This is a genomic window from Paenibacillus sp. FSL M8-0228 (assembly GCF_038007385.1).
Taxonomy (GTDB): domain Bacteria; phylum Bacillota; class Bacilli; order Paenibacillales; family Paenibacillaceae; genus Paenibacillus; species Paenibacillus polymyxa_D.
This window is the reverse complement of record NZ_JBBOXA010000001.1, coordinates 1,642,568-1,668,636: the sequence shown is the minus strand read 5'-3', so window position 1 is coordinate 1,668,636 and position 26,069 is coordinate 1,642,568. Positions and strand designations below refer to the sequence as shown.

General features: G+C 45.8%; 26 protein-coding genes, 1 pseudogene and 1 riboswitch. Of the genes and pseudogenes, 7 read left to right on the top strand and 20 right to left on the bottom strand.

The features are described from left to right. The first annotated feature begins 193 nt into the window (after positions 1 to 193). The 4 genes from MKY98_RS07660 (at position 194) to MKY98_RS07645 (ending at position 3,470) form a co-directional block, all read left to right on the top strand. Complete coding sequence (locus MKY98_RS07660) at positions 194 to 589, top strand: hypothetical protein (RefSeq protein ID WP_069012825.1); 396 nt, start codon at positions 194 to 196, stop codon at positions 587 to 589. 208 nt (positions 590 to 797) lie between these two features. Beyond that, entirely contained in the window at positions 798 to 1,292 is a 495-nt protein-coding gene (locus tag MKY98_RS07655) for a cation:proton antiporter regulatory subunit (RefSeq protein ID WP_039269782.1), read from the top strand. Between the two features lie 4 nt (positions 1,293 to 1,296). Further along, the gene (locus tag MKY98_RS07650; protein WP_069012826.1) at positions 1,297 to 2,523 is read left to right on the top strand and encodes a cation:proton antiporter; all 1,227 of its coding nucleotides are present in this window, start codon (positions 1,297 to 1,299) and stop codon (positions 2,521 to 2,523) included. An 83-nt stretch (positions 2,524 to 2,606) separates the two neighbouring features. Further along, positions 2,607 to 3,470, top strand: a complete 864-nt coding sequence (locus MKY98_RS07645; RefSeq protein ID WP_069012827.1) for a YitT family protein — start codon at positions 2,607 to 2,609, stop codon at positions 3,468 to 3,470. A gap of 95 nt (positions 3,471 to 3,565) precedes the next feature. Here the strand turns inward: MKY98_RS07645 and mqnC are convergent, their stop codons facing one another. The 4 genes from mqnC to metA form a co-directional block, all read right to left on the bottom strand. After that, positions 3,566 to 4,699, bottom strand: a complete 1,134-nt coding sequence (gene mqnC / locus MKY98_RS07640) for a cyclic dehypoxanthinyl futalosine synthase (RefSeq protein WP_069012828.1) — start codon at positions 4,697 to 4,699, stop codon at positions 3,566 to 3,568. 432 nt (positions 4,700 to 5,131) lie between these two features. Next, positions 5,132 to 6,310, bottom strand: coding sequence for an aminotransferase class I/II-fold pyridoxal phosphate-dependent enzyme (locus tag MKY98_RS07635; protein ID WP_069012829.1), 1,179 nt, complete (start codon positions 6,308 to 6,310; stop codon positions 5,132 to 5,134). Beyond that, on the bottom strand, positions 6,307 to 7,491 hold the full coding sequence (locus tag MKY98_RS07630; RefSeq protein WP_069012830.1) for a PLP-dependent transferase: 1,185 nt from the start codon (positions 7,489 to 7,491) through the stop codon (positions 6,307 to 6,309). The genes MKY98_RS07635 and MKY98_RS07630 overlap by 4 nt, the downstream gene beginning before the upstream one ends. A gap of 125 nt (positions 7,492 to 7,616) precedes the next feature. Further along, positions 7,617 to 8,534 carry a homoserine O-acetyltransferase MetA gene (metA, locus tag MKY98_RS07625; RefSeq protein WP_039269776.1) on the bottom strand — a complete coding sequence of 306 codons (918 nt, stop codon included), beginning with the start codon at positions 8,532 to 8,534 and terminating at the stop codon, positions 7,617 to 7,619. Between the two features lie 118 nt (positions 8,535 to 8,652). Beyond that, positions 8,653 to 8,778, bottom strand: a riboswitch (SAM riboswitch). 544 nt (positions 8,779 to 9,322) lie between these two features. On the opposite strand from metA, the gene corA reads away from it, so the two are divergent. Beyond that, positions 9,323 to 10,258: a magnesium/cobalt transporter CorA gene (gene corA / locus MKY98_RS07620; RefSeq protein ID WP_023987788.1), complete on the top strand. Its 936-nt coding sequence runs from the start codon at positions 9,323 to 9,325 to the stop codon at positions 10,256 to 10,258. A gap of 160 nt (positions 10,259 to 10,418) precedes the next feature. Here corA and MKY98_RS07615 read toward each other — a convergent pair whose 3' ends face one another. The 12 genes and pseudogenes from MKY98_RS07615 to MKY98_RS07560 form a co-directional block, all read right to left on the bottom strand. Beyond that, positions 10,419 to 11,426: an HRDC domain-containing protein gene (locus MKY98_RS07615; RefSeq protein WP_069012831.1), complete on the bottom strand. Its 1,008-nt coding sequence runs from the start codon at positions 11,424 to 11,426 to the stop codon at positions 10,419 to 10,421. 166 nt (positions 11,427 to 11,592) lie between these two features. Then, entirely contained in the window at positions 11,593 to 12,471 is an 879-nt protein-coding gene (locus MKY98_RS07610; RefSeq protein WP_069012832.1) for an ROK family protein, read from the bottom strand. A 221-nt stretch (positions 12,472 to 12,692) separates the two neighbouring features. Next, entirely contained in the window at positions 12,693 to 13,589 is an 897-nt protein-coding gene (locus MKY98_RS07605) for a 5'-3' exonuclease (RefSeq protein WP_080710677.1), read from the bottom strand. 72 nt (positions 13,590 to 13,661) lie between these two features. Continuing rightward, entirely contained in the window at positions 13,662 to 14,027 is a 366-nt protein-coding gene (locus MKY98_RS07600) for an arsenate reductase family protein (RefSeq protein WP_141695545.1), read from the bottom strand. 12 nt (positions 14,028 to 14,039) lie between these two features. After that, a pseudogene (locus MKY98_RS07595) lies at positions 14,040 to 14,993 on the bottom strand (RluA family pseudouridine synthase); the annotation flags it as partial. A 20-nt stretch (positions 14,994 to 15,013) separates the two neighbouring features. Then, the gene (locus MKY98_RS07590) at positions 15,014 to 15,577 is read right to left on the bottom strand and encodes a cob(I)yrinic acid a,c-diamide adenosyltransferase (RefSeq protein ID WP_069012833.1); all 564 of its coding nucleotides are present in this window, start codon (positions 15,575 to 15,577) and stop codon (positions 15,014 to 15,016) included. Positions 15,578 to 15,595: 18 nt separating this feature from the next. Next, positions 15,596 to 16,165, bottom strand: coding sequence for a hypothetical protein (locus MKY98_RS07585; RefSeq protein ID WP_069012834.1), 570 nt, complete (start codon positions 16,163 to 16,165; stop codon positions 15,596 to 15,598). A 101-nt stretch (positions 16,166 to 16,266) separates the two neighbouring features. Then, complete coding sequence (locus MKY98_RS07580) at positions 16,267 to 16,473, bottom strand: aspartyl-phosphate phosphatase Spo0E family protein (protein ID WP_069012835.1); 207 nt, start codon at positions 16,471 to 16,473, stop codon at positions 16,267 to 16,269. A gap of 114 nt (positions 16,474 to 16,587) precedes the next feature. Then, the gene (locus MKY98_RS07575; protein WP_029516491.1) at positions 16,588 to 17,799 is read right to left on the bottom strand and encodes an aminotransferase class I/II-fold pyridoxal phosphate-dependent enzyme; all 1,212 of its coding nucleotides are present in this window, start codon (positions 17,797 to 17,799) and stop codon (positions 16,588 to 16,590) included. 12 nt (positions 17,800 to 17,811) lie between these two features. Further along, positions 17,812 to 18,312 carry an Lrp/AsnC family transcriptional regulator gene (locus MKY98_RS07570; protein WP_069012836.1) on the bottom strand — a complete coding sequence of 167 codons (501 nt, stop codon included), beginning with the start codon at positions 18,310 to 18,312 and terminating at the stop codon, positions 17,812 to 17,814. A 143-nt stretch (positions 18,313 to 18,455) separates the two neighbouring features. Continuing rightward, entirely contained in the window at positions 18,456 to 18,842 is a 387-nt protein-coding gene (locus MKY98_RS07565; protein WP_069012837.1) for a spore coat protein, read from the bottom strand. Positions 18,843 to 18,874: 32 nt separating this feature from the next. Further along, a complete protein-coding gene (locus tag MKY98_RS07560) occupies positions 18,875 to 19,111 on the bottom strand; it encodes a hypothetical protein (protein WP_013370103.1) in 237 nt (78 codons plus the stop codon). A 114-nt stretch (positions 19,112 to 19,225) separates the two neighbouring features. Between MKY98_RS07560 and MKY98_RS07555 the strand changes: the two genes are divergently transcribed. Then, a complete protein-coding gene (locus tag MKY98_RS07555; protein WP_069012838.1) occupies positions 19,226 to 20,464 on the top strand; it encodes an NAD(P)/FAD-dependent oxidoreductase in 1,239 nt (412 codons plus the stop codon). 75 nt (positions 20,465 to 20,539) lie between these two features. Here MKY98_RS07555 and MKY98_RS07550 read toward each other — a convergent pair whose 3' ends face one another. From MKY98_RS07550 to MKY98_RS07535, 4 genes are all read right to left on the bottom strand, one after another. Beyond that, positions 20,540 to 21,793: an MFS transporter gene (locus tag MKY98_RS07550; RefSeq protein WP_341010741.1), complete on the bottom strand. Its 1,254-nt coding sequence runs from the start codon at positions 21,791 to 21,793 to the stop codon at positions 20,540 to 20,542. Positions 21,794 to 21,908: 115 nt separating this feature from the next. Continuing rightward, positions 21,909 to 22,619, bottom strand: a complete 711-nt coding sequence (locus MKY98_RS07545) for a hypothetical protein (RefSeq protein WP_069012840.1) — start codon at positions 22,617 to 22,619, stop codon at positions 21,909 to 21,911. Positions 22,620 to 22,673: 54 nt separating this feature from the next. Further along, positions 22,674 to 23,087: a DUF350 domain-containing protein gene (locus MKY98_RS07540; RefSeq protein ID WP_013309402.1), complete on the bottom strand. Its 414-nt coding sequence runs from the start codon at positions 23,085 to 23,087 to the stop codon at positions 22,674 to 22,676. Between the two features lie 57 nt (positions 23,088 to 23,144). Beyond that, positions 23,145 to 25,514, bottom strand: a complete 2,370-nt coding sequence (locus tag MKY98_RS07535; RefSeq protein WP_069012841.1) for an endonuclease MutS2 — start codon at positions 25,512 to 25,514, stop codon at positions 23,145 to 23,147. Between the two features lie 149 nt (positions 25,515 to 25,663). Here MKY98_RS07535 and MKY98_RS07530 point away from each other — a divergent pair, with 149 nt between their 5' ends. Next, positions 25,664 to 26,023, top strand: a complete 360-nt coding sequence (locus MKY98_RS07530; protein WP_029516484.1) for a phage holin family protein — start codon at positions 25,664 to 25,666, stop codon at positions 26,021 to 26,023. Positions 26,024 to 26,069: the final 46 nt, after the last annotated feature.

Genomic DNA, 26,069 nt, shown 5'->3' with positions numbered 1-26,069 from the left:
AAGGGTTATACGAAGTGAACGACTGGAAACAGAAAGACATAGTCAAAAGAGGATGATCAGGTTTCAAAAAGCCGGTTGGCGTGTTATAAACAATTACTGTGGTATAGGAAAAAAACGAAAGACGTTTGAATATTTAGGGTGGGGTATGTTAAGGTTAATTAATATGAATTTTTCACAAGAGGGAGGAGATAAGATGTCAACGATGCTGAACATGCTGCGTACATTCATGATCGTCATATTGAGCCTCGTTCAGATTTTGTCCCTTCCTGTGACGTTTCATGCGGAAGACACTACTCAATCCCTTCAGTTTACTGCGGGATCTTCTCTCCTGTCTCATGCTGATGTTTCCTCGTTAGAAACCGATTCTCACGGTCTGGAGCACCATCCCAAACCAGCTATACGCAAATCCTCCCCTTTACTTCATCTGGTGATCGCTGCGGCCAAATCACTTCCCTTTGTCATTTTGATAGCGTTTGTGCTGCTATTGAGCATCCCTAAACTACGTCTGCCTTTTATTCCTGTCATTTGCAAACTAAAGAAGCAATTGTACTTGTTCCCCATCAAATTTACCTCTAGTTATGTGGCTTAACCTCCCTTAAGCATGCACATCACCACATTTGCATGTCTATTTGTTAACCGTTCCCAATAAGTGTAATACGTTAAGTATATTTATCAGGTTTTCTATGTTAATTTATAAAATTTAATACAAAAAGAAAGTTTCCATGTCACTCCCAAAGCATGTGATTTATTTCCCATACCATTCATTTAAATAACGTATCGCACAGGAGGCTTTACAAATGGATATTCGAGAGTCTATTTTGCCAGGAATCGGGATTAAGTATCGAATAGATGCAGAGAGTGGCGACCGAATTGTCATTATTATTCATGATGATGGCAGGCGTGAGTTGTATCACTTTGATTACGAGGATTTGGAACAAAGTATTTCTATGACAACCCTGAATGATCAGGAAGCACGATTGGTAGCCTCCATCATCGGGGGTATGACTTATAAGCCGAAACAGCTTGAAAGTGTAGAAATGACGTTTGACGATTTTATTATCGAATGGTATAGAGTGGAATCTCACTATGCAAGTGTTGGCAAATCCATCGGTGAGCTGGATATTAGACAAAATTCGGGAGCCACTGTTATTGCCATTGTGGAGAAAAAGGGAATGAAATATGTAAATCCTGGTCCTGAAGTGATTATTAACGATGATGCCACTGTAGTTGTTGTTGGGGAACGCGATCAGCAAAAACGCTTTAAACAAATCCTTATGAACGGAAGCGGGTGATTGGATGGATCATCTGGTATTTGAGGTTGGATTGGCTATTGCTCTCATCGCTGCAGCCGGACTTATTTCCTCCAAACTGCGCTTCTCGGTCATCCCTTTTTATATCCTGATCGGAATGGCAGTTGGACCGCATGCGATGGAGCTATGGCATTTTGATTTTCGCTTTATCGAAAGCGCCCCTTTTATTGATTTTATGGGAAGAATCGGAGTGCTGTTTCTTCTCTTCTACTTGGGTCTGGAGTTTTCAGTAGGTCGGTTAATTAAATCAGGCCGCTCCATTGCCGTGGGTGGCACCATTTATATTGGCATCAATTTCACACTGGGGCTGGCTCTTGGCTTCCTGAGCGGCTTTCCTGTAGCAGAAACACTGGTTATCGCCGGAATTACAACCATATCATCCAGTGCTATTGCTGCGAAGGTGCTGGTAGATCTCAAGCGGACTGCCAATGCTGAAACTGAAATGATTTTGGGCATTATTATGTTCGAGGATGTTTTCCTCGCCGTATACATCTCCATCCTCTCCGGATTGGTTCTTAGCGATTCATCCTCGCTCGGGGGTGTACTGCTATCAGCGCTAATCGCGCTTGGCTTTATGCTTGCAGTCATTATTATGGGTCGTAAGGCCGTCCCTCTGTTAAATCGGATTCTCCGTATTCGCTCCAATGAGGTATTCGGACTTGTTGTTTTCGGCTCCCTGTTTCTGGTGGCTGGTTTTTCGGAAACGATTCATGTGGCGGAAGCTATCGGCGCCCTGTTAGTCGGTCTCGTACTGGCCGAAACGGAACATGCCAAACGGATCGAGCATTTAATTGTTCCTTTCCGCGATTTCTTTGGCGCTCTGTTCTTTTTCAGCTTTGGGCTATCCATTGATCCACTGTCCCTAGGAGGAAACGCGATATGGCTTGCGCTGGCAGCAGTCGTTCTCACGTTATTTGGGAACATTTGGGCAGGAATGTTGGCTGGGCGTACGGCCTCCTTATCTCCCAAAGCGTCAGCAAATATCGGACTGACCATTGTGGCACGGGGTGAATTTTCGATTATCATGGCCAACTTGGGTAAAGAAGGTGGTTTACTTGATATTGTTCAACCTTTTGCAGCCATCTATGTACTCATACTGGCCATTCTTGGACCACTTCTCACAAAGCAGTCAAAACCTATTTTTAATATGTTAAACAAAATATTCAAGTTCAAGGACCCCCGCCTACGAAAAGAAGAAAGTAACTCGGCGTAACTGTAAAGCTGGATACGACAATCCATAGGAGGGAAGGCTATGCCGCACGCTATTAAACATGCCGAAACTCTATGAGGCGGCTTGTGAAGCCCGCTTCAGAAGATGCGAGCAGGTTCCCTGTCTTTTATACGGTGATTGGCGGAATTACGGCATCCGTCGGTCTGGAATTGTTTTTGCATCCGCATGATATGATCGCTGGAGGCGTCACGGGGATCTCCAGACTCATGTCGCTTTATACACAAGAGCATTTTGGGTTATTGCTATTCGTTTTGAACTTGCCACTCATGCTGCTGTATTCATTATCCACTCACAAACCCATGCTGCTCCGTGCACTACCCGGCTTGTTCGCCTTTTCAGGCTCAGCCATCATTCTTTCGCCTTTTCCGGCAGTGAGCGGCCATCCGGTCGTATGTGCTTTGGGCGGCGGAATCTGTATCGGTCTTGGCGCAGGGCTGGCAGCTCGTCACGGTGGTCTGCTTGATTCACTAGGACTTAACGAAACAGGCGATGGCCGTCCATCCACATTGTTGCTAACACACCGCAAGATTCCGTTAATACAGATTGTTATGCTATGTAACGGTCTGCTGCTCATTACAGCTGGCTTTGTGCTAGGCTGGGAGCCAGCTCTATATTCAGCCTTATCCTGCCTCGCCGCCTACGAAACGACCCGGCTGATGTTTACCGGTCTGACGCGTATGGTTTGTGTTGTCAGCAAGAAGCAGCCAACCGTCGAGGATGCTATATATCGCAGGTTGCGTATACACAGCACGCCTGTTGAAGGCTCTGCCCAGATAGAGGGCAAGATCAAAAGCGAATCTGAGGATAAAAAAGAACAAATGGTCATCGTTTACAGCGTTCATCTGTTGGATTTGCAGCGCTTTAAGGCAGTCATCCAAATGGCAGACCCGCAAGCTGAGATCATGTATATGAAACGATGGAAAGCATAGCAAAGTAACACATCAAAAAACGCTTATCTGCACTAATCTATGTATAACGATTAGTACAGATAGGCGTTTTGTAATGAACACTATATTAACGGATATTAATTCTGCATGATAAAATCATGTTCAATACTGCTGGCACTGTCAAAAGTACGAATAATATCATAACGGGTATTACGCTGTGCCGGAATGTGACCCGTCTCGCGGATCAACTGTAAAATGGATTCAATGTTAACCTTATACGTTGCGCCTGCAGCGGAAACTACGTTTTCCTCAATCATGGTGCTACCAAAATCATCGCAACCGTAGTACAACGATTTTTTACCGATTTCAGGTCCCATAGTTACCCATGAGGATTGAATATGCTTGATGTTATCCAATACAAGACGACTGATCGCAACGGTCTTCAGATATTCCTCCGGCGTCTGACGTTCCTTCTTCAGGTTGGTATTGTCTGGCTGGAAGGTCCAAGGAATAAAGGCCAAAAATCCTTCAGAATTATATTTGTTTTCAATGCATTCGTCCTGAGCATCACGAACACGCAACAAATGCAGCGCACGCTCCTCCATCAACTCGCCAAAGCCAATAACCATCGTAGCAGTCGTGTTCATCCCAACCTTATGAGCCGTTTGCATGACATCCATCCAATCACGCCAAGAGCCTTTGAGACGGCTAATTTTGCGGCGTGTGCGGTCATCCAAAATTTCTCCACCTCCGCCCGGAAGCGAATCCAATCCAGCTTCATGAATGGCGCGGATTGTTTCTTCCATAGAAAGACCAGATTTCTCCTTCATTTTGTGAATTTCAGCTGGCGAGAAGGAGTGCATCGTAATATCGGGAAAACGCTCCTTGATATCTTTCAGCAAATCGGTATAATAACTGAACGGCAGATTCGGGTTCACACCGCCTTGCATTAGAATTTCGGTGCCACCTACTTCCTGCGTTTCCTTGATCTTCTGAAAGATCACCTCATCCGGCAAAACATAACCTTCATCAGAACCTGGTCTACGATAAAAAGCGCAGAAGCGACAGTATACGTCACACACGTTTGTATAGTTAATATTTCGTCCGATAACGAAGGTTTTAACGGGATCGGGATGCATGCGATTCATGACTTTATTCGCCGCATGACCGATTTTTTCTACCTCGTCTGATTCGAACAAAGCAACGGTATCCTCTAAATTCAGGCGTTCGCCGCGTAGGGCTTTATCTAAAATATGGTCGATTACACTCATGGTGTATCCTCCTTCGCTGTCACAGGGCGACGAAATGAACGACAGGACTTATGAACGAGAATGCTTTCACAAACCTGCGTTCGAACCCTGCCGTAATGTATGTTCATGACTAGCCTTGTATGTTGTCTGTGCTATTTAGCATAGTAAAACCTAATGATAATACTAACATATCTTTAGGTAAGCAACCATACTTATTCCCGCTTTTTTCTGCTTTTCACCTAGGAAAACAGGCAACTGCCAAGCTTATCTCAACGTTGCATATAGCCAAAAAATAAGAAAACAGAACTGAAAAGTGTCTTTTTTCACACTGTCGTTCATGTTATTTTATAGAAAACAGCAAGCCTCCTGAAATACTGGAAACTTGCTGTTTAGTACTGTACATATTTGCTCTCAGCGTGAAAACGACAAAGATGCTGCGGATGTGCTAACGCTCTAGCGCAGCGCCTCATCCAGATCACTGATCAGGTCGTCAATATCCTCCAAACCTACGGAGAAACGGAGCAGTCCGTTCGTAATCCCGCGCTCCAATCGTACACTATGGGGCATAGCCGCATGTGACATCATCGCCGGATACGACAAGATGCTTTCCACAGCTCCCAGACTCACCGCTACAATTGGAATACGTACGCGACTGAGGACTTCTTTTGCACGCTCACCAGAACCCACATCAAAAGATATCACTGCACCATAACCGCTGGATTGGCGCTCATGAACTTCACGCCCTGGATGATTCTCCAGACCCGGGTAGTATACCGCCTCAATGTCGTTGCGCTCGTTCAGCCAGTTAGCGAGCTTCGCTGCGCTCTTTTCGCTGTGAGCCATACGAGCCTCCAGTGTCTTCATACCGCGCATGAGCAACCATGACTCCTGCGGAGCCAACACGGTACCCAGTCCATTTTGGAGCTGCTTGATTTGTCTTCCCAACGATTCGGTACGTGCTACCGCAAGTCCTGCCAGCACATCGCTGTGTCCGCCCAGAAACTTGGTCGCACTGTGCAATACAATATCAACTCCCTGCTCAATCGGACGTTGATAATAAGGTGTCATAAAAGTATTATCCAATAACGTTAAAAGCCCGTTGTCCTGTGCCCAAGAAGTTATTCCTGCCACATCGGTAATTTTGAGTGTCGGATTGGACGGAGTTTCCATATATACAGCCCTTGTATTCTCCTGCAACGCATCTTTCACAAGGTTGAGGTCCGTCATGTCGACGAAGGTCGTTTCGATATTCATCCGTTTCAAAATGGAGGTCAGCAGTCGATATGTTCCTCCATATACGTCCTCGGAAACAATGACATGATCTCCAGCAGACAAGAGCATAAATGTAGTAGAGATGGCCGCCATACCTGATGCAAAGGCAAAACCGCACGCCCCGCCTTCTAATAAAGCGATATAATCCTCCAAAGCTTGTCGTGTCGGATTACCTGAACGGCTATAGTCATGCTGTGGAGGATTAAAAATATCGTGATGGTGGAAGGTAGAAGCTTGATAGATCGGGACGCTCGATGCCCCCGTAACGCTGTCAATTTCAGAGCCAAAATGCAGCAGCTTGGTAGCGAACTTCCGCTCTTTGTTCAGATCCTGCCCGATCCTCCTCGCATCCTCTATCATTGCAGCTCTCCTCCTTCTACTTCTTGACGTGCCGCTTCCAACGCCGAACGTAAATCTTCAATTAGGTCGTCTGTATGCTCAATGCCTACGGAGAAACGCAACAGCCTGTCATCTACCCCGACTGCATCCCGAATTTCTGCTGGTATGTCCGCATGTGTCTGCACAGCGGGATAGGTCATTAACGATTCCACACCGCCGAGACTTTCCGCAAACGCAATGAGCTTAATGTGACGAAGCAAAGGTTCCACATAACGAGCATCCTTTACTTTAAAGGAAAAGATACCCGTATTTCCGCTGGATTGTTTATTTTGAATCTCACGACCTGGATGGCCTTCTAGAGCTGGATAAAATACTTCCGCCACAGCCGGATGCGTCAGTAAATAGTTAGACAGCACTGTTGCATTATGCTCGTGCCGGTCCATACGCAGCGCTAACGTCTTCATGCCCTTCATTAACTGGTAGCAATCGCTTGGGGAAAGCACTGCCCCTATGGAATTGTGCAGGAATGCAATTTCAGCTGATAGCTCTTTGCCTTTGGTTACGATCAACCCTGCCAGCACATCGTTGTGTCCGCCCAAATATTTGGTTGCGCTATGTACCACAATATCCGCGCCCAGTTCCAATGGCCGCTGGAAATATGGCGTTAGCAGCGTATTATCTACAATGGTAAGCAACTGATGTTGTGATGCCCATTTAGCCACCGCTCGAATATCAGTAATCATCATTAACGGATTTGTAGGCGTTTCTATGAATACAGCTTTGGTATTCGGTCGACATGACTGTTCGAGCGCTTCAAGATCGTTCGTATCCACATAACTGGCTGTCACACCAAATTTAGACAAAATACGCTCCAGCAAACGATACGTCCCGCCATACAGATCCAGCGATACTATGAGATGATCTCCCTGTCCAAACAATGCAAATACCGTTTGCAGCGCCGCCATACCTGAGCTGCATGCAAAGCCTGCATCACCCGATTCAAGTGCAGCAGAAGCCTCTTCCAGTACCTTTCGCGTGGGATTGATCGTCCGAATGTAATCAAATCCTGTGCTTTGACCCAGACGGGGATGGCGGAACGCCGTAGATTGGTAAATCGGGTAATTAACAGCCCCGGTTACTGGCTCTTCTACTGAACCGATTTGTGCCAATCTACTTTCGATTTTCCACTGTTTCTCACTCATATGAATCCTCCTGTTAACTTCCATAGTGGGTGCTATAACCAATCCTGCAAAAATGGATGTCAAAGACTATACTGCTGCGCTACTGCAAGGTGATACTCTACAAAGGTAAACTACATGCTCCTTTTTTAAATCTGGGGCCCGATATCATAAGGTGTTTCTTGGTATACATAATAGTTCAGCCAATTCGAGAATAATAAATTGGCGTGCGCCCGCCAAATTGAGGGGGGGGTGCGCTCAGGATCATCATTAGGAAAATAATTTTTGGGGACTTCAATATCCATTCCTTTGGCTACATCGCGGTCGTATTCCCATTTCAGTGAAAGCGGGTCATATTCAGAATGCCCAGTTACAAAAATTTGTTTACCGTCAAGCGTGGCTACGAGGTACACTCCAGCTTCTTCGGATTCGGATAAAACTTCTAATTCGGCGATATGATCAATATCTTCCCGACGAACCTCCGTATGCCTGGAATGAGGAGCATAAAACAGTTCATCAAAGCCGCGTAACAATTTTACTTTAGGTTTAATCACGGTGTGTGGAAATACACCGAAGCATTTGTAGTCGAGCCCATATTTAGGGACATCGAAATGATGGTATAAGCCTGCCTGTGAGGCCCAACAGATATGCATGGTCGAAGTTACATTCGTTTTCGTCCATTCAAAGATTTGCCGGATTTCCTCCCAGTAGTTCACATCCTCAAACTCAAGCTGTTCAACCGGGGCTCCTGTAATGACCATGCCGTCAAAACGACTGTTCTTGATCTCGTCAAACGTTTTATAGAACATGTTCAAATATTCTTGCGATGTATTTTTGGATACATGAGACTTCATATGCACCAGCGTGACATCCACTTGCAACGGCGTATTGCCGACCAGGCGCAACAGTTGGGTTTCCGTCGTTTCCTTTGTAGGCATTAAATTCAAAATGGCGATACGCAACGGACGAATATCCTGATGATAAGCCAAGCTTTCATCCATTACGAAAATATTTTCGCCCTCCAGCACTTCCTTAGCAGGTAATGTGTCTGGGATTTTAATCGGCATGTAAACTCACTCCTTGTTCGGTAAGTTTTGCGAAAATCGTCTTGTTGAGATGCCGGGCATATAATAAAAAGACCTTTCTCTGGTTAGAGAAAGGTCATATTTGTATCCATATGCGCCTCTCTCATCTGTCAGGGCAACGCGCTTTGTACAAAGCGCGCGTCCTGCAAGAATTAGCACCGTGCGATTAAAATCGCCGGTTGCCGGGTATCATCGGGCTAGTCCCTCCACCTGCTCTTGATAAGATTTCGCTATATTCATTTTGGGTTCACAAAGTTCTTGTTGTTCACTTTAATGCATCGGCTGGGCTTCGTCAAGATGGGACTTGCAAATTTGTAACCTGCATTCACATTTTGTCTACCTTTTCCATAGGTTAAATCATATCCCTCCTATCGCTGAAGCTCTTGACACTACTGTTGATTTTGCCCATGATTTTGCGCTTGAAAGGCCGTAGGCCGAGCGTTATACTATACAAGTGCTATTAGGCAAAAATATGGAGCAGTAGTGCAGACTTGAGTGTTTCCTGCGATACTGTGGCAATCTAAAAAAAGAACATTTGAGAGGTGAATCCGGAATGGAAGGCGACCCGAGTCCGAATAGGCGGCGATCCCTGAACAACAGCATAGGAATGACTTCAGCTTGCCGAAAGACGGGACGCCAGGCTCTGCATGCTCCAAAAGCCTCCGGCTTTTGATGAGAGTGCACGCTTACCCGCACCGGCTAACTGAGTCCATTCCTTATGCTTAAGGTAAACGTATTTCCGTTACGGCGGAGCATAAGGAGTGACGTATATGAAAATCCGTTTGGTCAACAACGGGGTTTTTACCCCTGTCGAAGAAATTGAAATGGCGCTTACTGCACCGGCAGAAGGTTTTTATTGGATTGATGCCGATGTCGATGATTTGGCAGTGCTCCAGCCTTTATTTTCCATGCATGATCTTGCAGTAGAAGACTGTTTGAGTGAAGAAGAACAGCGTCCGAAGATTGAAATTTATGAAAGCCATTATTTTATCGTTGTAAATAGCATTCGTTTTGATGATGAAGAAATATTTTTGCGAGCTTTGAACATTTTTCTCGGCCGCCATTTTATCATTACGGTGACCAAGCAGAAAATCAATGAGCTTCGTACCCTCAAGCCTATGCTGTGGGAGCAAGAAGTCAGCCAGCCTGACCGTTTTATGTATCTGTTGGTCGACTTAATTGTTGACAACTATTTTCTGGTTGGTGACCGGATTGAGGTCCGCATTGAAAAGCTGGAAGAAGATATTCTAATGCATACGAAAAAGTCGCATTTGAACGAAATCATCGGCTTACGCAGTGAGATTCTGTGGCTGAAAAAAGTGTTGGGCCCGCAAAAAGAAGTCATCAATACCCTGAACAAGCGGGATTTGCGGCTCATCGACGATCAATTGCAAAAATATTTTAGCGACATTTATGAAAATGCTGTGAAAATTTCGGAGACTTTCGAAACTTACCGCGACTTGATGGGTAACCTTCGAGAAGCTTATCAATCCAGTATCGCCAACCGTGCCAATGAAATTATGCGTGTGTTTACAGCAATTACGACCGTATTTATGCCATTGACGGTCATTACCGGAATATATGGGATGAACTTCGATAATATGCCTGAGCTTCATACACGTTATGGCTATTTTGTCGTCATTGGTATTATGGTGGCATTAGGCGTCAGTATGTTCTGTATTTTCCGTAAGAAAGACTGGGTTTAAAAATAAAAGGGGAAAAAGTATCAAATTGGATACTTTTTTCTATTTTCAAGCTTGGTCATAAAAAGCAGCAGCCGTGTCCTGTGAGGAACTGGCTGCTGCTTTTTAGTATGTTGGACCCTGAATATACTTTAATACCCATCTTTATCCAAATAGTTCTATATTATCCAACATGTCGGCCGGGTACCTGCTGATGACGAAACCGTATACGGATCAGACGCAGACGCTCATAAATCTGATCCAGTCCTGTTTCGGTTGCCTTTTCTTCCCCATACACTTTCAGCATGACGGGCTTGAGCAACGTATCCCCCAACTCTTCATAAGCAGACCAGATAGCTGCCTGCTCCGCCTCAGATACATTCACCAATTCCTTGTGGATCAGCTTGTCCATATCAATACCGTCTCTATCCAAATGCTCCACAGCTTCAATCATCTCTCTACGATGCAAACCTGTCTTCATTCCGATATGCTCCAGTGAAAGACCGTCCGAAATGCCTTCAATAATCGTTCTAGTTAAGCTGAATTTGTTCAGCTCCTGCCTGTACTGGTTCTCTTTTTGCTTGTATAACCATGACAAAAAAACTTCTTCTTCCAGCGTCTCTGTTACCCAGTTCAACGGAAATGGCGTGGTCCGGTCATTTTGTGTCGTAATAGCCAATAGCTCCGTCCCATATTGCGACACCTTACCCTGACCCATACCAGGCAGCTCCAACAGTTCTTCTTCGGTATGGGGAAGATAAACGCTAATGAGTCGAAGCAATCGATTCGTAGCGATAAAATAAGGTGCTTTTCGTTCCGTTGCTGCTTTTTGCCGTCTCCACATCGTCAATTGCTCATACACTTCATCACGTGGAAACAAATCACTGTAGCAATACAGCTTTTGCAGCGTTTGTCCTCGTCCTGATGATCCTTCTTGCTCATGAAATACACCATGGATTAGGGGCCTGTAGCCCTCAGCCATTTTGAGCGCCAGCTCATGACGGTATACATGTAGTAATTCCTGCCACAAGCTGCCCTCATACCAAAGGTCGTCTATACTTTCATCCGGGACATGGTGTGTGCTCCAGCCTGCACTCCATTCCCCTTCATGCTGCCCAATCCATACCTGAGCAAAGTCCTCATAGCCCTGTTCATTCCGTTTGGACAAGCGATTTAAAAATACTATCTCCATGATTTCTTCCTCCCTCATATCGTTGAAAGACAGTCCCGCACAACACAAAAACGCAAAAAAAAGCACCTATCCTGCGTATTCGCAAGAAAGGTGCTTCCCTTTTTGAGCCGTACTATACTGTTGCCTATATAATAACCGTACCTTGGAGTGCCGTCAACCCTAAATTCTAATGATTCAGTTTTTCCTTTGCCAATGCCAGAGCACCGCACAATCCAGCATTATCACCCAATCCTGGAGATACGATATATTGCTCAATACCTGTTGTCAGACTCGAATGCTGCACGTATCCGTTCAAAAGTTTTTGTAGTTTGGTACGAATGAGCGGGAACAATTGGTCTTGCTTCATTACTCCCCCGCCCATAATAATTTTTTGCGGGGACAGGATTAATACATAGCTCATTAAAGCCTGTGCCAGATAGTACGCTTCCATTTCCCAGGCCGGGTGATCGACAGAAAGCTCATGTCCTTTAACCTTCCATCTTTTTTCGAGCGCAGGACCTGCTGCCAGACCCTCCAAACAATCTCCGTGATAAGGACATGTCCCCTCGTAAGTATCTTCTGGGTGACGACGTACCAGAATATGCCCCATTTCCGGGTGAGATAATCCATGTATCAGCTTTCCACCAACCAAAGCACCTGCCCCGATGCCTGTGCCTATCGTGATATACAGACAGTTGTCCAATCCTTTGGCGGCACCCCAAATAGACTCACCAAGTGCTGCTCCATTCACATCCGTATCAAACCCCATAGGCACATCAAAATGCTCTTTCAGTTTACCAATCAGATTGTAATTTCCCCAATGTGGCTTTGGCGTTGTTGTAATATAACCATATGTATCACTACCTTCGATAGGATCAATCGGCCCGAACGATCCTACGCCCAATGCTTCAATGCCCTTGCCTTCAAAAAATGCGATGACATTCTCCATTGTTTCTGCTGGTGTGGTTGTTGGAAAGCTCGCTCGTTCCAGTACCTCTCCACGTTCGTTGCCAATTCCACATACAAATTTGGTACCGCCTGCCTCAATTGCTCCCAATACTGTCATAGTTGCTGTTGTCCCCTTTCGATAATCCGGTTCTCTCTCCACTATATTCACCTGAAATGTACCTGAGGTCAATCCCCTAATCGCAATTGTATATAATCCTTCACAAGACGATATAACTCCGTTAACATAACGTATACAAATAAGGACACTGACGCATCCCGCCTCAGCATCCCTATATAACTTACTTTATTTAAATTGTCGTACCAGGCCTAATAGCTTCATTATGATCCGGTTGCGACACCCATCAATGTACACAAGCTTTTCATTTCAAGCTGCTCAAACTTGTCTACAATTTGCACGTGATCCAACGTCAGCAGACAACTATCCAAAGCACATGCTACAGGTACACCACAGTGAATTTCAGCGAGTTTGCGTGAAAGATGCAGCATATCCAAATCACTCTCAATTTTTTTGCGGACCGATGGTGTTAATTGATCCAGATTCTCCAGAATGCCCTCAATAGAGTCGTATTCCTGCACCAGCTTGAGTGCCGTTTTCTCACCAATACCTCGTACTCCTGGATAATTATCGCTTGCATCCCCCATCAGGCCTTTAAGGTCCACCACTTGGCGTGGCTTAAGTCCTTTTTCAGTCAGCAGGGTCTCCGGGGTGTATACCATATAATTGCCGTGGCCTTTTTTCATAATAATGACCCGTGTCCGATCATCCACTAATTGAAGTAAATCATGATCTCCCGAGAGAATCATTACATCCATGTCCTCATTTTGCGAATAATGGCGTGCAAGCGTACCGATACAATCATCGGCTTCAAAGCCTTCCGCTCCAATGTTGGGAATGCCGAGGCTGTCCGTCACTTCGCGAATCAATGTAAATTGGGGAATCAAATCATCTGGTGCGTCGGCTCGATTTCCCTTATACGCAGCAAAATGTTCCCCACGGAATGTCGTTCCGCCCATATCCCAGCAACAAATAACATGTGTAGGATTAAACGTTTGGACTGCATCCCAAAAATATCGAATAAAACCATATATGGCGTTCGTTGGCACCCCAGCTTTTGTACGACGGATATAACCGTTTGCGGCGGTTGCATAATAAGCGCGAAATAGCAGGGCCATGCCGTCAACCAGCATTACGGATTGTTCATTGCGTTGTGTCACAGATTGTATTGCTCCCATTCATCATAATATTTAACCCCCACAGTATAACATATCGTGGGGGTAAATTGGGCGTTATTGAGCTCCCCATGTGCCCTCAAATGTTTCCTCTTTGAATCCTACCGTTACTTTGTTACCGTCGGTTACAATCGGGCGTTTGATTAATCTTCCATTTGAGGATAAAAGCGAAATTTGCTCTTCACGGCTCATGTCTCCCAGCTTATCTTTCAGCTTTAACTCTTTGTACACCTCACCGCTTGTATTGAAAAACTTTTTCAGCTCCAGCCCGCTTTTGCGAATCAATTCTTCCAATTCCTCCGGGCCAGGCGGCTGTTCAAAAATAGGAATCAGTTCCGTCTCATGCCCCTTGTTTTGCAGCCATTTCACTGCATTACGGCAGGTACTGCATTTAGAATACTGATATACTTTCAGTTGGCTCATCGCTAGATTAACCTCCATTTGGTTTTCTCTTAAAAGCTCCTGCATTTCAGCCATATCGTCAGGTAGGGGAGCATAGAATGTCAGCCGCTCCCCGGTTACAGGATGCTCCAAGGACAGCTCTGAAGCATGTAAGGCTTGTCGAGGCATCCTGGCATCAAGCTGATCATATCGCTCACGTTGCGCAGCATCATCAGGTGTAATCCGGTACATTTTATCTCCGATCAACGGACAACCGATATAAGTCATATGCACTCGAATTTGGTGCGTACGCCCGGATTCCAACTTTAGTCCGATGCGGCTTCCCCCGCTCCACACTTCCTCCAGCTTATACAGCGTAAGTGCAGGATAACCATCCGGAGTCACCATACGTAAATGCGGATCATCCGGGTTGCGGTCAATCGGTCCGTCTACCTTACCTTCCTGCAGCTCAGGGCGCCCATGCACCAGAGCCGTATAGCGCTTATCCACCGTTCCCGCAATCATCTGTTCAGAAATATGCTGGTGTACATATGGATTTTTGGCTACGACCAGCACCCCCGTCGTCTCCTGATCAAGACGATGAACAGGACGAAATCGGAACAGCTCCCCCTTGGTCTGCCAATAATGCACAACCCCGTTAGCCAGTGTTCCTGTGTAATGACCATGAGTCGGATGGACAATCATGCCCGCCGCCTTATTCACCACTAACAGATGTTCATCCTCAAACAATATCTCAAAAGGAATGGGTTCCGGTAAAATATCATCAGAACGCTCGCGCTCCATGCGAATTTCTACTCGATCCCCGGATTTCACCTTTACGCTGATGTACACACGTGTCCCGTTCAGCATAATACCTTGCTCGGTCAGCTTGAGTTTGGATATTAACTTTCGAGAAATGTTCATACGTTTTTGTAAAATAGTCTTCAACAGCATGCCCTCCTCCTCCGGAGGGATCGTATATACGATAGGTTCATAGTACAAGCTCATACAAATTCCCGGTTGCCTCCTTATTTGCGGAACACTTTTTTGCTGCGCACATATTCGACATCGGGTACGCCCTGACGGACATTCGCTGTGCGAGCGACGGCAAAGAAATAATCAGAAAGGCGGTTCAAATACCGACGTACCGCCGGATTGATGTCCGTATGTTTACCTAGTGTAACCGCACGGCGTTCTGCGCGTCGGCAAACCGTACGGCAAACATGAAGCGTTGAGGATAATGTGTTACCACCTGGTATAATAAAACGCTCCACCTTCGGATTTTCCTCCTGACATGCATCAATCCAACCTTCCAGACGCTCTGCCAGCTCGTCCTTCACCTTATATTTGCTTTCACTGATTTTAACAAATGCCAAATCCGAACCACAATCAAACAGCTCCTGCTGTATTTCTTCCAATTGAGTCCGAATATCCGCAAACTCTTCCCCTTCGGCAAAGCTGATCGCTTGTCCTACAAAGCTGTTCAGCTCGTCAATTGTTCCGTACGCTTCCACACGATCATCATCTTTGGACACTCGACCGCCGATCACAGAAGTTTGTCCTTCATCACCTGTTCTAGTATAGATTCCCATTCCATTTCATCCCCTTTATCATTCCGTAAGTGCTTTCAGCACCTTGATGGCTTCTTCCTTATTGCTTGTACGAGGCGGAACGGTAGCAAATAATGTTTTGGAGTTATATTTTAGCTCCTTAAACATCTTCATCTGCTCCACCGGAATTCCGAACAAATGAGTTTCCTTGCTCACATCTGTTCCTTCTTCCTCCTGCCCCTTCTTCTTAAATACGCCGCCCTCGAACACGCCCCGGGCATACGTCTTCTTGTCAAAAGCATCATCTAACGGCAGATTCGAACCATTCTGTCCATACAGCTTCATGTCCTCTTCCGGCAAAAGAAACAGATCATGTTCCCCGGCCGCATATTCTACAACCAGCTTCTGCTGGTTATACAGCGGACTGACTGAAATCTCAATAGTCGGAGCCTGTTCACCCAGCTTATCCTTAAGCTTTTGTGCCAGCTCCTCACGGATGACTGAAGCATCCCCTTTATCCATAATAAAAATGGAGAAGCTGTCCTTGTCCCGTCCCCCACATCCAGCCAATAATACAAGTGTCAGCATTCCGATGATCCACGGCGATAGCCTTTTTAGCCCCGCTCTCATATGTACGCCCCCTCTTCCATGCCATTAATATATCATAAGTTGTGAACGCAAAAAAAGAAGGCTCGACGGCCTTCTTCTTACATTTGGCTGACTTCACACGGTTAAACCTTGCATTCCGTACCATACAGCTTCATATATTCATTGATTTTCAAATCGAGCTTGCAGCTGATCTCAATGACAAGATCAGAGGTGAAGGACTGCTCTTTCTGAAACGTCCGCATCATCTCATTGCGCAGGAACAAAATTTCATCTTCCAGAGAAATGTCGTATCCTATTGAACTAGACGAATTAAATCCAACATATGACATGAGCATTCCTCCTACAATTGAAAAATTGAACTTCCTGCTATCGATTTCAAATTATAGCATAGAAATTTAGAAATAAAATACTATTTTTTATGAATTACCCATAAAAAAATAATTTTAACCTTCTTTTCTTACTTTTTCTACAAAATGACCAATCCGATCCAGTGCCTCCGTCAGCTGAGCAACAGAAGTCGCGTATGAGCAACGAAGATAGCCTTCGCCTCCCAAACCGAACACATTACCTGGTACAGCCGCAACTTTAGCCTCTGCCAAAAGACGCTGTGCAAATTCATCTGAGCTGAGTCCCGTGCTTTGAATACTAGGGAAAACGTAAAAAGCCCCTCTTGGCTCATGGCACTCCAGGCCGATTTCCCGAAACCCTTCAACCATCAGACGGCGACGCTGATTATAGGCTTCTACCATACGATCTTTCTCACCCAAACCATTCCGCAACCCTTCCAGTGCCGCAACTTGCCCCATAGAAGGCGCACACATTACGGTGTACTGATGGATTTTGAGCATAGCGGCAATCAGATCGGGATGTCCGCATGTATATCCAATACGCCAACCTGTCATGGCGAAGGCTTTGGAAAAACCACTGACGAGAATCGTACGATCCATCATACCAGGCATAGCGGCAAAACTGACGTGCTTCTCTCCATAATTCAATTCAGCATAAATTTCATCAGAAATGACGATCAAATCATGCTTTTCCACGACTTCGGCAATCGGAAGCCAATCTTCATAAGTCATCGTAGCCCCAGTTGGATTGCTCGGATAGCATAAAATCAGCACCTTGGATTTAGGTGTAATTTTTGCCTCCAGCGCCTCAGCCGTCAGCTTGAATTCATCCTTAGCAAAGGTTTCAATACCTACCGGAATCCCGCCTCCAATTGCAGTGATTGGAGAATATGAAATGTAGCACGGTTCGGGCACGAGAATTTCGTCGCCAGGTACAATTAACGCACGCAAAGCAAGATCAATCGCCTCGCTTCCCCCAACGGTCACGATAATCTCATTTTTAGGATCATAACGGACTTCAAATTGCTCATTCAGATAATCACTGATCGCTTCACGCAGTTCTGGCGTTCCCGCATTAGACGTATAGCTGGTAAAACCTCGCTCTAATGAATAGACACAGGCTTCCCGCATATGCCAAGGGGTTGTAAAATCCGGTTCGCCTACACCAAGGGTAATAATATCCTTGTTGCCACCCACCAAGTCAAAAAACTTACGAATACCCGAAGATGGGATCTCGCGCACCAACGGGGACAAATAGGAACTCATAGCTTTGTTACTGTCGGTAAATGCTTCTGTTTTGAGATTCATCATGATCTTCCTTTACGGCGAAATCATCAGACGATTATCTTCCTGATGGTCCTCAAAGATAATTCCGTCCTGCTTGTATTTTTTAAGCGTAAAATTAGTCTTGGTAGACAAGACCGAATCAATAGGCGACAGTTTCTCCGACACAAAGTTAGCGACCTCACGAAGATTGCGGCCTTCAACCTCTACCAGCAAATCGTATGCTCCGGACATGAGATAGACCGATTTAACTTGCGGATACAAATAAATCCGTTCTGCAATCCCTTCAAAGCCTCTTCCACGCTCGGGTGTAATTTGCACTTCGATCAAAGCGGTAACCTTTTCGTCGTCGACTTTGTCCCAATTAACTACAGCGGCATATTTGACAATCACGTGTTGGTCTTCGAGCTCTTTCATTGAGATGCGTACATCCTGCTCGTCAACCCCCAGCATAGTAGCCAATAAAGTCGGTGTTCTTCTTGCATCTTCTTTTAACAATTCCAGCACTTTTAATTTCAATTCATTCAGCTCTGTCATTCTACATAAGGCCTCCATCGAAAGAGATTACTATACATCATACAATACGCACTTTAAACCTGCAAAGAAAAACCGTCCACTCCGGTAAACCCGGCAGGTGGACGGCTGTTATGGGAATCTGCTTCAAAAACAGAAAATCCCGTTTACATATAATAAGGGTTGTTTTGGTGTGTAGACTGGCCTTGCTGGTGCATAGATTGACCATATACTCCCGCGGATGTCGACTTTTGCTGAATGAACTGTTGGCATTCTTGTTGGGTCTTGCGAGCTTCTTGAATCTGTTTGTCCAAATCGATGCGCAGTGCTTTAGTTGGAGTGGCGTACATATTATTTTGGCTCATCAGATGATACAAATCACCTTGCAGACGCAATGTATCATTCGTAAGGTCGGTGAACATCTGACGCACAGACGGACAATTGGATTCTGTCGTCGCCGTTGTGTATTCGCGCACTGTACGTTTCATATCAGCAAGAATGGTATAGAGCAAATCTTCTTCGGGCATAAATGACATATTGTTTTGTGAATACATTCTGTCAAACCTCCTTTATTGGTAAATCCAAATTACTGCTGTGGTTGCATTGGAGCAAGCTGCTGATGCTGTTGAAGAGCATTAGAAAGCAGATTCAAGTGGTGCTCATGAGTTCTTGCCAGTTGTAAACAGGCTTGTTGGATGGCTGGGTGCTGAATAGACGCCGCTGTGGCCGCACATTGTTTGAGTAGTAGTTCTTCATTGGAGATGGAGTCCACGATGTACTCCAGCTCTTTGCCTGACAGGGGTTGCATGTTCGTAGATTGCATAATCTCTGTGCCTCCTTAAAAGTTTTGTTGCACGCTGGTTATCTTGTCCGTTTGGCGAAATACTATGTACACATAAGAAATACTACATATTGCCTATGAGGAGTGCTATTTTATATGGAGTTGATAAGCGGGAATACATATTGGCCGAATTCCGTGGAGCAGACACTGGATTTTCCGCCTTTGGCAGAGGATTTAATTTGTGATGTATTGATCATCGGAGGAGGGATGGGAGGGGCCATCTGCTCCCGGTTATTGGGAGAACGACAGGTAGACACCGTGGTTATTGACAAACGCAAACTGGTAACTGGAAGCTCTTCGGCCAATACTGGCCTGCTGCAATACAGCAATGACAAGACCTTAACCTCTTTCATCAATACGTTTGGTGAAACGAACGGTGTACTGTTTTACCGCATGTGCAAGGATGCACTAGATCAGTTAGATAAGCTGGCTGCCACACTGGATACAGACCCTTCCTTTATTCGGCGAAGCAGCCTGTACTATGCAAGTACACTAGAAGATGTACAGGTGCTTCAGGAAGAGTACAAACAGCTAACCCGGTTTGGATTTCCAGTGGAGTACTGGGATGAGCAACAAGTGGCTACCCGATTTCCTTTTCGAAAACCGGCAGCCTTGTACACACACGAAGATGCCGAGGTTAATCCATTTTTGTTTGCCCAAGGACTATTGCAATCCGCCAGCCGTCTCGGTGTACGCTTATATGAGCATACGGAAGCCAAGCATTTTGAATTCAATGAAAATGAAGTCGTTTGTCATACCAGCGGTGGAATGATCCGAGCGAAAAAAATCATTTTTGCAACGGGTTATGAAACACAAGAGATTAAAACCGATCAGGGAGCCGTTCTGCAAAGCTCTTATGCTATCGCCACCAATCCAATCGGAGATGCTCCCTTGTGGCATGAGCAGTGTCTGATCTGGGAAACGGCCCGTCCTTATCTATATATGCGCTCCACACCGGAAGGACGTATCATTATTGGTGGTTTGGATGAACCTGTATTGGACGCCAACCAACGTGAAATCAGGCTACTACACCAACAACAAAAGCTGCTGCAAGCACTACAGGAGCATTTTCCCAGTGTGCCATTTCAGATCGACTACGCTTGGGCGGCTGTATTCGGCTCCTCTCACGACGGCTTGCCGTATATTGGTCCACATCCGCGTTTTCCAAACTGCTATTTCTTGGAGGGTTACGGGGGAAATGGGACGGTTACGAATATGATGGCCGCACAGCTATTGGCTGATGAACTGACGGGCACACACCGACCTGAAATGGAGCTGTATTCTCTGACCCGTACGACCAAACCCTCGCCAGAAGCAACAAAACCAATGGTTTAACATATGAATACAAAAAGAACCTCCTTTCGCCTATATAAGTGAATTCTGAGGTTCTTTTTGTGTTGAATTTTCCTGTTACTCCGTTTGCTTGCGCCAGCGTTGTGCATGGGAATGAGAATTGCTTCGCTTTGTCTTCTGTTCCATCTTCAGCACATTTCGCATAAAAAACCAGCCGATCACTGGCATTAATGCAAGTCCAATCAACAACCAAATCATCGCTGTAGGAGCCTTGCTGATACTTAGGACGCCCAAGAAAATGAGTGTACCGGTCAACCGTCCTACCATTAAGCACAGTTCACGCAGTACAACCAGTTCCACTCTCTGATTCGCATCTCCTTCACTCGTACCCATTAAATCAAAACTCGCTGAGATCATAGGAATTAAATACAAGGGCAGGAATATAGCGGTGCCGATCCCCATAATCAGTAGCGTGATATACTCCATACGCCACAATAATGGTAACAGCGCAATCACCAACAATACAGCACCCAACAGCATACCAGCCGAGCGATAGTGTGGCTTGAGCCATTTTCCGACAGCCCAAAAGCTGAAAAATGAAACCGCCGAGGTGATAAGTGAAAACTGTGCCAGCTTCCATTCCTGTTGAGTAGCTACATACACGAGCAGCGTAATCAGGAAGGCAAAAACCCCTTCACGAATGCCCTGGGTAACAAGTGATAACGACAAGGGACGCCACATGCTCCCTTTTTGTGACAATCGTTGCTTAGGCTCCTTCCAATTGTAATTTCCTGTCGGCTTACGCTTGCGAAGAAAAAAACTAAGCACCACTCCTACGACATAAAAAGCTAAGGAAATACTGAATATTACTCGATAACCCGCATCATCCTCCATACGAGCAATAATCCAACCAGACAGCCAAGGACCCACGATACCGGAAAACGAACCCAGCAGACCGACCCATCCGTTAAAATGATCGCGACTTGCCTGATCTGTGACTTCGAAAAAAATGACATTAAACGCCAGCCAGAATAAACCTAATGCTGCACCCAATAACATTCCGAGCGGCCATATGTAGTTTACAGCCTGCGGTCCCGTATATAACATGATTAAATAAAACAGACCGGACAGTGCTGTCCCCACGCGCAGGGCATTCATTTTGTTATGTTCCTTGACCCATTTTCCAGCCACCCAGACCATAATTCCCAGCGCAATTTGTTGGCTGACATTAAACCAGCCAATCATCGCGTAATCCTGCCTGCTCTTCCATAAATATACGTTGAGAAATGTGCCTGACAATGCTGCTGCAAACACAAACAATCCATTCAAGCTTAATAGCAGAATGGATTGTCCGTTTAGGTTTGATTTCAATGCAGTTCCCCCTAACCGAAAAATCACCAATCAGCTTGTTTAAAGCCAGCTTGTTCAAAGATTTCTTCGATTAAGATGCCCGTATTGAGCTTGGGCCTATCCGGGGGATTGCTAATTAATTGTTGGAAATACCGCTGAGCTTCTCCAGCATCCGCAGTCGGTCATTCTCTGACAATGTGTGCTGGACATGAAAACAGCTAGGACACACATAAACATTCAAGACGAATGGCAAGTCCAGAACAGGTTTGCCGAGTGCTGGCGACATCGACGGTTCAAAGCCTTCTCTGGTTACGGTTTGCGAACCCGCATGCAGCATGTACTCTCCACATTGGGAACATTCAAGAACTTCATCTTGTCTGTCGAGTATTTGTTCAGCGCCTTGTTCATAAGCCATCAGATCCGCACCGCTTTCTTCAAATTTTTGCAAAGTATGCAGCACCGGCAGCTTATGAAGCTCATTATCCTGCAACAACGGTGCATCAACCGGTTTTTCAACTACGATTTCATCCTCTGCCTCATATAAAATATCCTGCTCTTCATCATCACCGAGCTGAATACTCAATGTACGATAACCCTTCAGGTCTTCTTTTCCATGAGCGTGAGGCGCCGGGGTTACAGAAGTCACATGATCATGTTTCGTCTCTTCATGTCCATGCTCACCGGCATGTCTATGAACAGGTGGAGAAACAGACTCATCTTCATCATCATCAGTGATGTCAGAGTAACCTTTCAGATCATTATGGCAATAGGGACACTCTTCCTCAGGGCCCAATTCTTCATCCCAAATAATTTCCATGTTACACCATGGACAAATAGTCATTTCCAAGCTTTATCATCCTTCCGTTCCAAGCGTATACCAAGCTCTAGTATACAGGATGTGTCAAGTTACACTGGCACCGATCACATAAGATAACGATATTGAAATAATCATGGAAAACAAGCCGACAGCACGGTTATCCTCTTTAATCTGTTGATCGATAGAAAATACCGGTGTCAGAAACTCAAAAAGAAAGTACGCCGCAAGTAGCAGTAAAAAGCCAACGAACGACCAAATCATCGTATCGTACACGCTCGATTTGGCTTCCATTGCAAAGCGGAGCACGTTGCAAATACCGAACATTTTCCCTCCCGTAGCCATGGCTACTGAAACATTGCCGCGCTTGATCTCTTCCCAGCATTTATAGCGGGTTACCAGCTCAAAACACGACAAAAATACAATTAACTCCAGCACCGCCACCGAGAAATAACCCAGCATCATCCCCAACGGATGTGACAGCAATTCATCAATCGCCATCTTCACTTCGTCCCTCCCGTTCTACCAAGCGTTCCCGGGCAAAGCCGCAACCCATAACTATTCCAATTCAGCAACGGTTACGCCTGTACCGCCTTCATTGTAATTACCGATACGGTAGCTTTTCACATGTTTATGCTTACGGAGGTACTCCTGAATACCGGTTCTCAGAATACCCGTACCTTTGCCATGAATAATGTGTACCTGACCCAGATTGGCCAGAAACGCTTCATCCATGAAGCGGTCCACTTCCATCAAGGCTTCCTCCACGTTCGCCCCCCGAAGATCAAGTTCACTTCGTACGTTATCATCCCGTGTCCGTTTAACGCCAGTGACTGGTTTTTGAACTCTTGGAGTCGTTGTTTGGGCAGGTTGCAGTAGTTCCAGGTCATCCAGACTGACCTTCATCTTCATGATCCCCAGTTGAACCACAGCTTCCTTGGTACCGGACAGTTCAACCACGTGGCCTTTTTTATTCAGACTGTGAACGGATACTTCATCGCCAGCCATGATAGAACGAGTACGCGTAGCGGCCGGGCGTTTGACAGTACTTTTCTTGCGTTGCTTCGGTTCAGCCTCATCCAGTTCTCTGCGAGCTGCAATCAGCTTGTGCTCCTTAACCGAGGCCCCTTCTTCCTGAGCCAATTTACGCAAATCAGTAATGATTTTCTCAGCTTCGCTACGAGCCTTATCCACGAGAACTCTTGCTTCGTCCTCAGCTTTTTCCAGCATACGGTCCCGTTGGGACTCCAGCTTATCCAGCTCCATCTGATGACGGCTACGCAATGCTTCCATTTCTTTACGCAACTGCTCTGCTTTTTCCCGTTCTTGCTCAGCTGTCAAACGGTTCTGCTCCAGTGACGCAATCATGTGCTCAACGCGCTGGTCTTCTTCTGTTACCTCACCACGGGCATAGTCTAATATGCGCCCTGGCAATCCCAATCGCTCGGCAATGGCAAATGCGTTACTTCGTCCGGGGACACCGACCAGAAGGCGGTAAGTCGGGCTTAATGTAGCGACATCAAACTCCATGCTTGCATTAATAATTCCTTTACGCTCGTAGGCATACGCCTTCAATTCACTATAGTGAGTCGTCGCAACCATACGGCAACCCATGGCATGTATATGCTCCAAAATGGACACAGCCAAAGCCGAACCTTCCGCGGGGTCCGTTCCTGCCCCCACTTCGTCAAGCAATACAAGACTTTTGGGCGTCATATTTTTCAGGATGCTAATGATATTGGTCATGTGACTGGAAAATGTACTCAAGTTTTGCTCAATGCTCTGCTCGTCACCAATATCAGCATAGATTGCATCAAATACACACAGCTGGCTTTCATCCTCAACAGGTACAAACAGTCCAGACATCGCCATCAAACTAAGCAGGCCAATGGTTTTCAGGGTAACGGTTTTCCCCCCTGTGTTCGGTCCGGTAACGATAATGGAGGTGTATGAATTGCCCAGCTCCACATCTATGGGAACGACCTGCTCCAACGGAATTAGAGGATGTCTGCCTTTTTTCAGCTTCAAGTACCCTCGGTCATTCATTAAAGGCAAGGTTGCCTTCATTTCACGGGCGAGACGCGCTTTTGCAAAAATAAAATCAAGATTGCCCAAAACGTCCACATCATACAGCAACATATCCGCTTGTTCTGCGACAAGTGCGGTCAGCTTTTGTAAAATGACTTCAATTTCACGCTCTTCTCTCAGCCTTGTTTCCCTCAGCTTATTGTTCATGGCTACGATAGATTCAGGCTCGATAAACAATGTTGCACCTGACCCGGATTGATCATGAACAATTCCGCCAAAATAAGAACGGTATTCGGCCTTAACCGGGATCACAAACCGATCTCCACGAATCGTAATCAACTGATCTTGAAGCATTTTGGATACAGTTGAGGAACGAATCATGGAATCCAGCTTCTCACGAATACGCACTTCTCCCGAGCGCAGCTCCCGACGGATTTGTGAAAGCTCTGTGCTGGCAGAATCCAACACTTCTGCATTTTCGTCAATACAGCCTTTGATGGAGTTTTCTAAACTTCTCTGCTCCGAAAGCTGCTCACTCCAATACAGCAATGTTTCGACAGGATTTTCTTCATGCAAACTTGTCACGTATACTTGTATACGGCGTGCGGCCTGAACCGTTGTCCGAATGCCAAGCAACTCATGCGGGCTTAATGTTCCACCAATACGGGCACGCTTCACCGCCGGAGTGATATCCACTACTCCGTTAAATGAAGGCACTCCTTTGAGGCGATCAGCAGCATAGGCCTCATCCGTACCTTTCAGCATTTTCTTGATATGCTCCAAATCATCGCTGGGCTGTAGCTGAAGGGCTGTCTGTTGTCCCGTTGCCGTTTGGGCATAGTGACTTAGTTTATTTAGAATTTTTTGATATTCAAGGGTTTTGAAAATTTTAGAGTCCAACTTCACTACTCCTTTCACTTATATCTATATTATACCGAAAGCAGCAAACTTACGCTATTTGCCAACTCTGTTTTACACATAAGAAAGCTCTTCATGCCACACACTAACCTTTGTCTAACCCTGATTCAAAAAACAAAGGAGGTTATTCCGTGAGCATTCTCGGGCACATTGTACGTTTCATCGTTGCCGCTCTGGTGCTGATGGTCGTAAGCTGGATCGTTCCCGGATTTAGTGTAGGCGGCTTTTGGAGCGCGCTGATCCTAGCCATTGTCATTGCCTTGATTGGCTATATCGTCGAGGCGGTGTTTGGTCGACGCGTCTCCCCATTTGGACGCGGTATCGTAGGTTTTCTTGTGAGCGCTCTGGTGATCTGGGTCGCTCAATATGTCGTCGCTCATGTCAGTGTTTCCGTTCTGGGCGCATTGCTCGCTGCATTGGTTATCGGGATTATCGACCTGTTCATTCCGGTATCGACACCGTTTGAAGCCGGTCGCAAAAACGGGAATTAATTTCAGTAATCGCTTCTGGCAAAGCTGTCCCGAAGCAGAATTCATC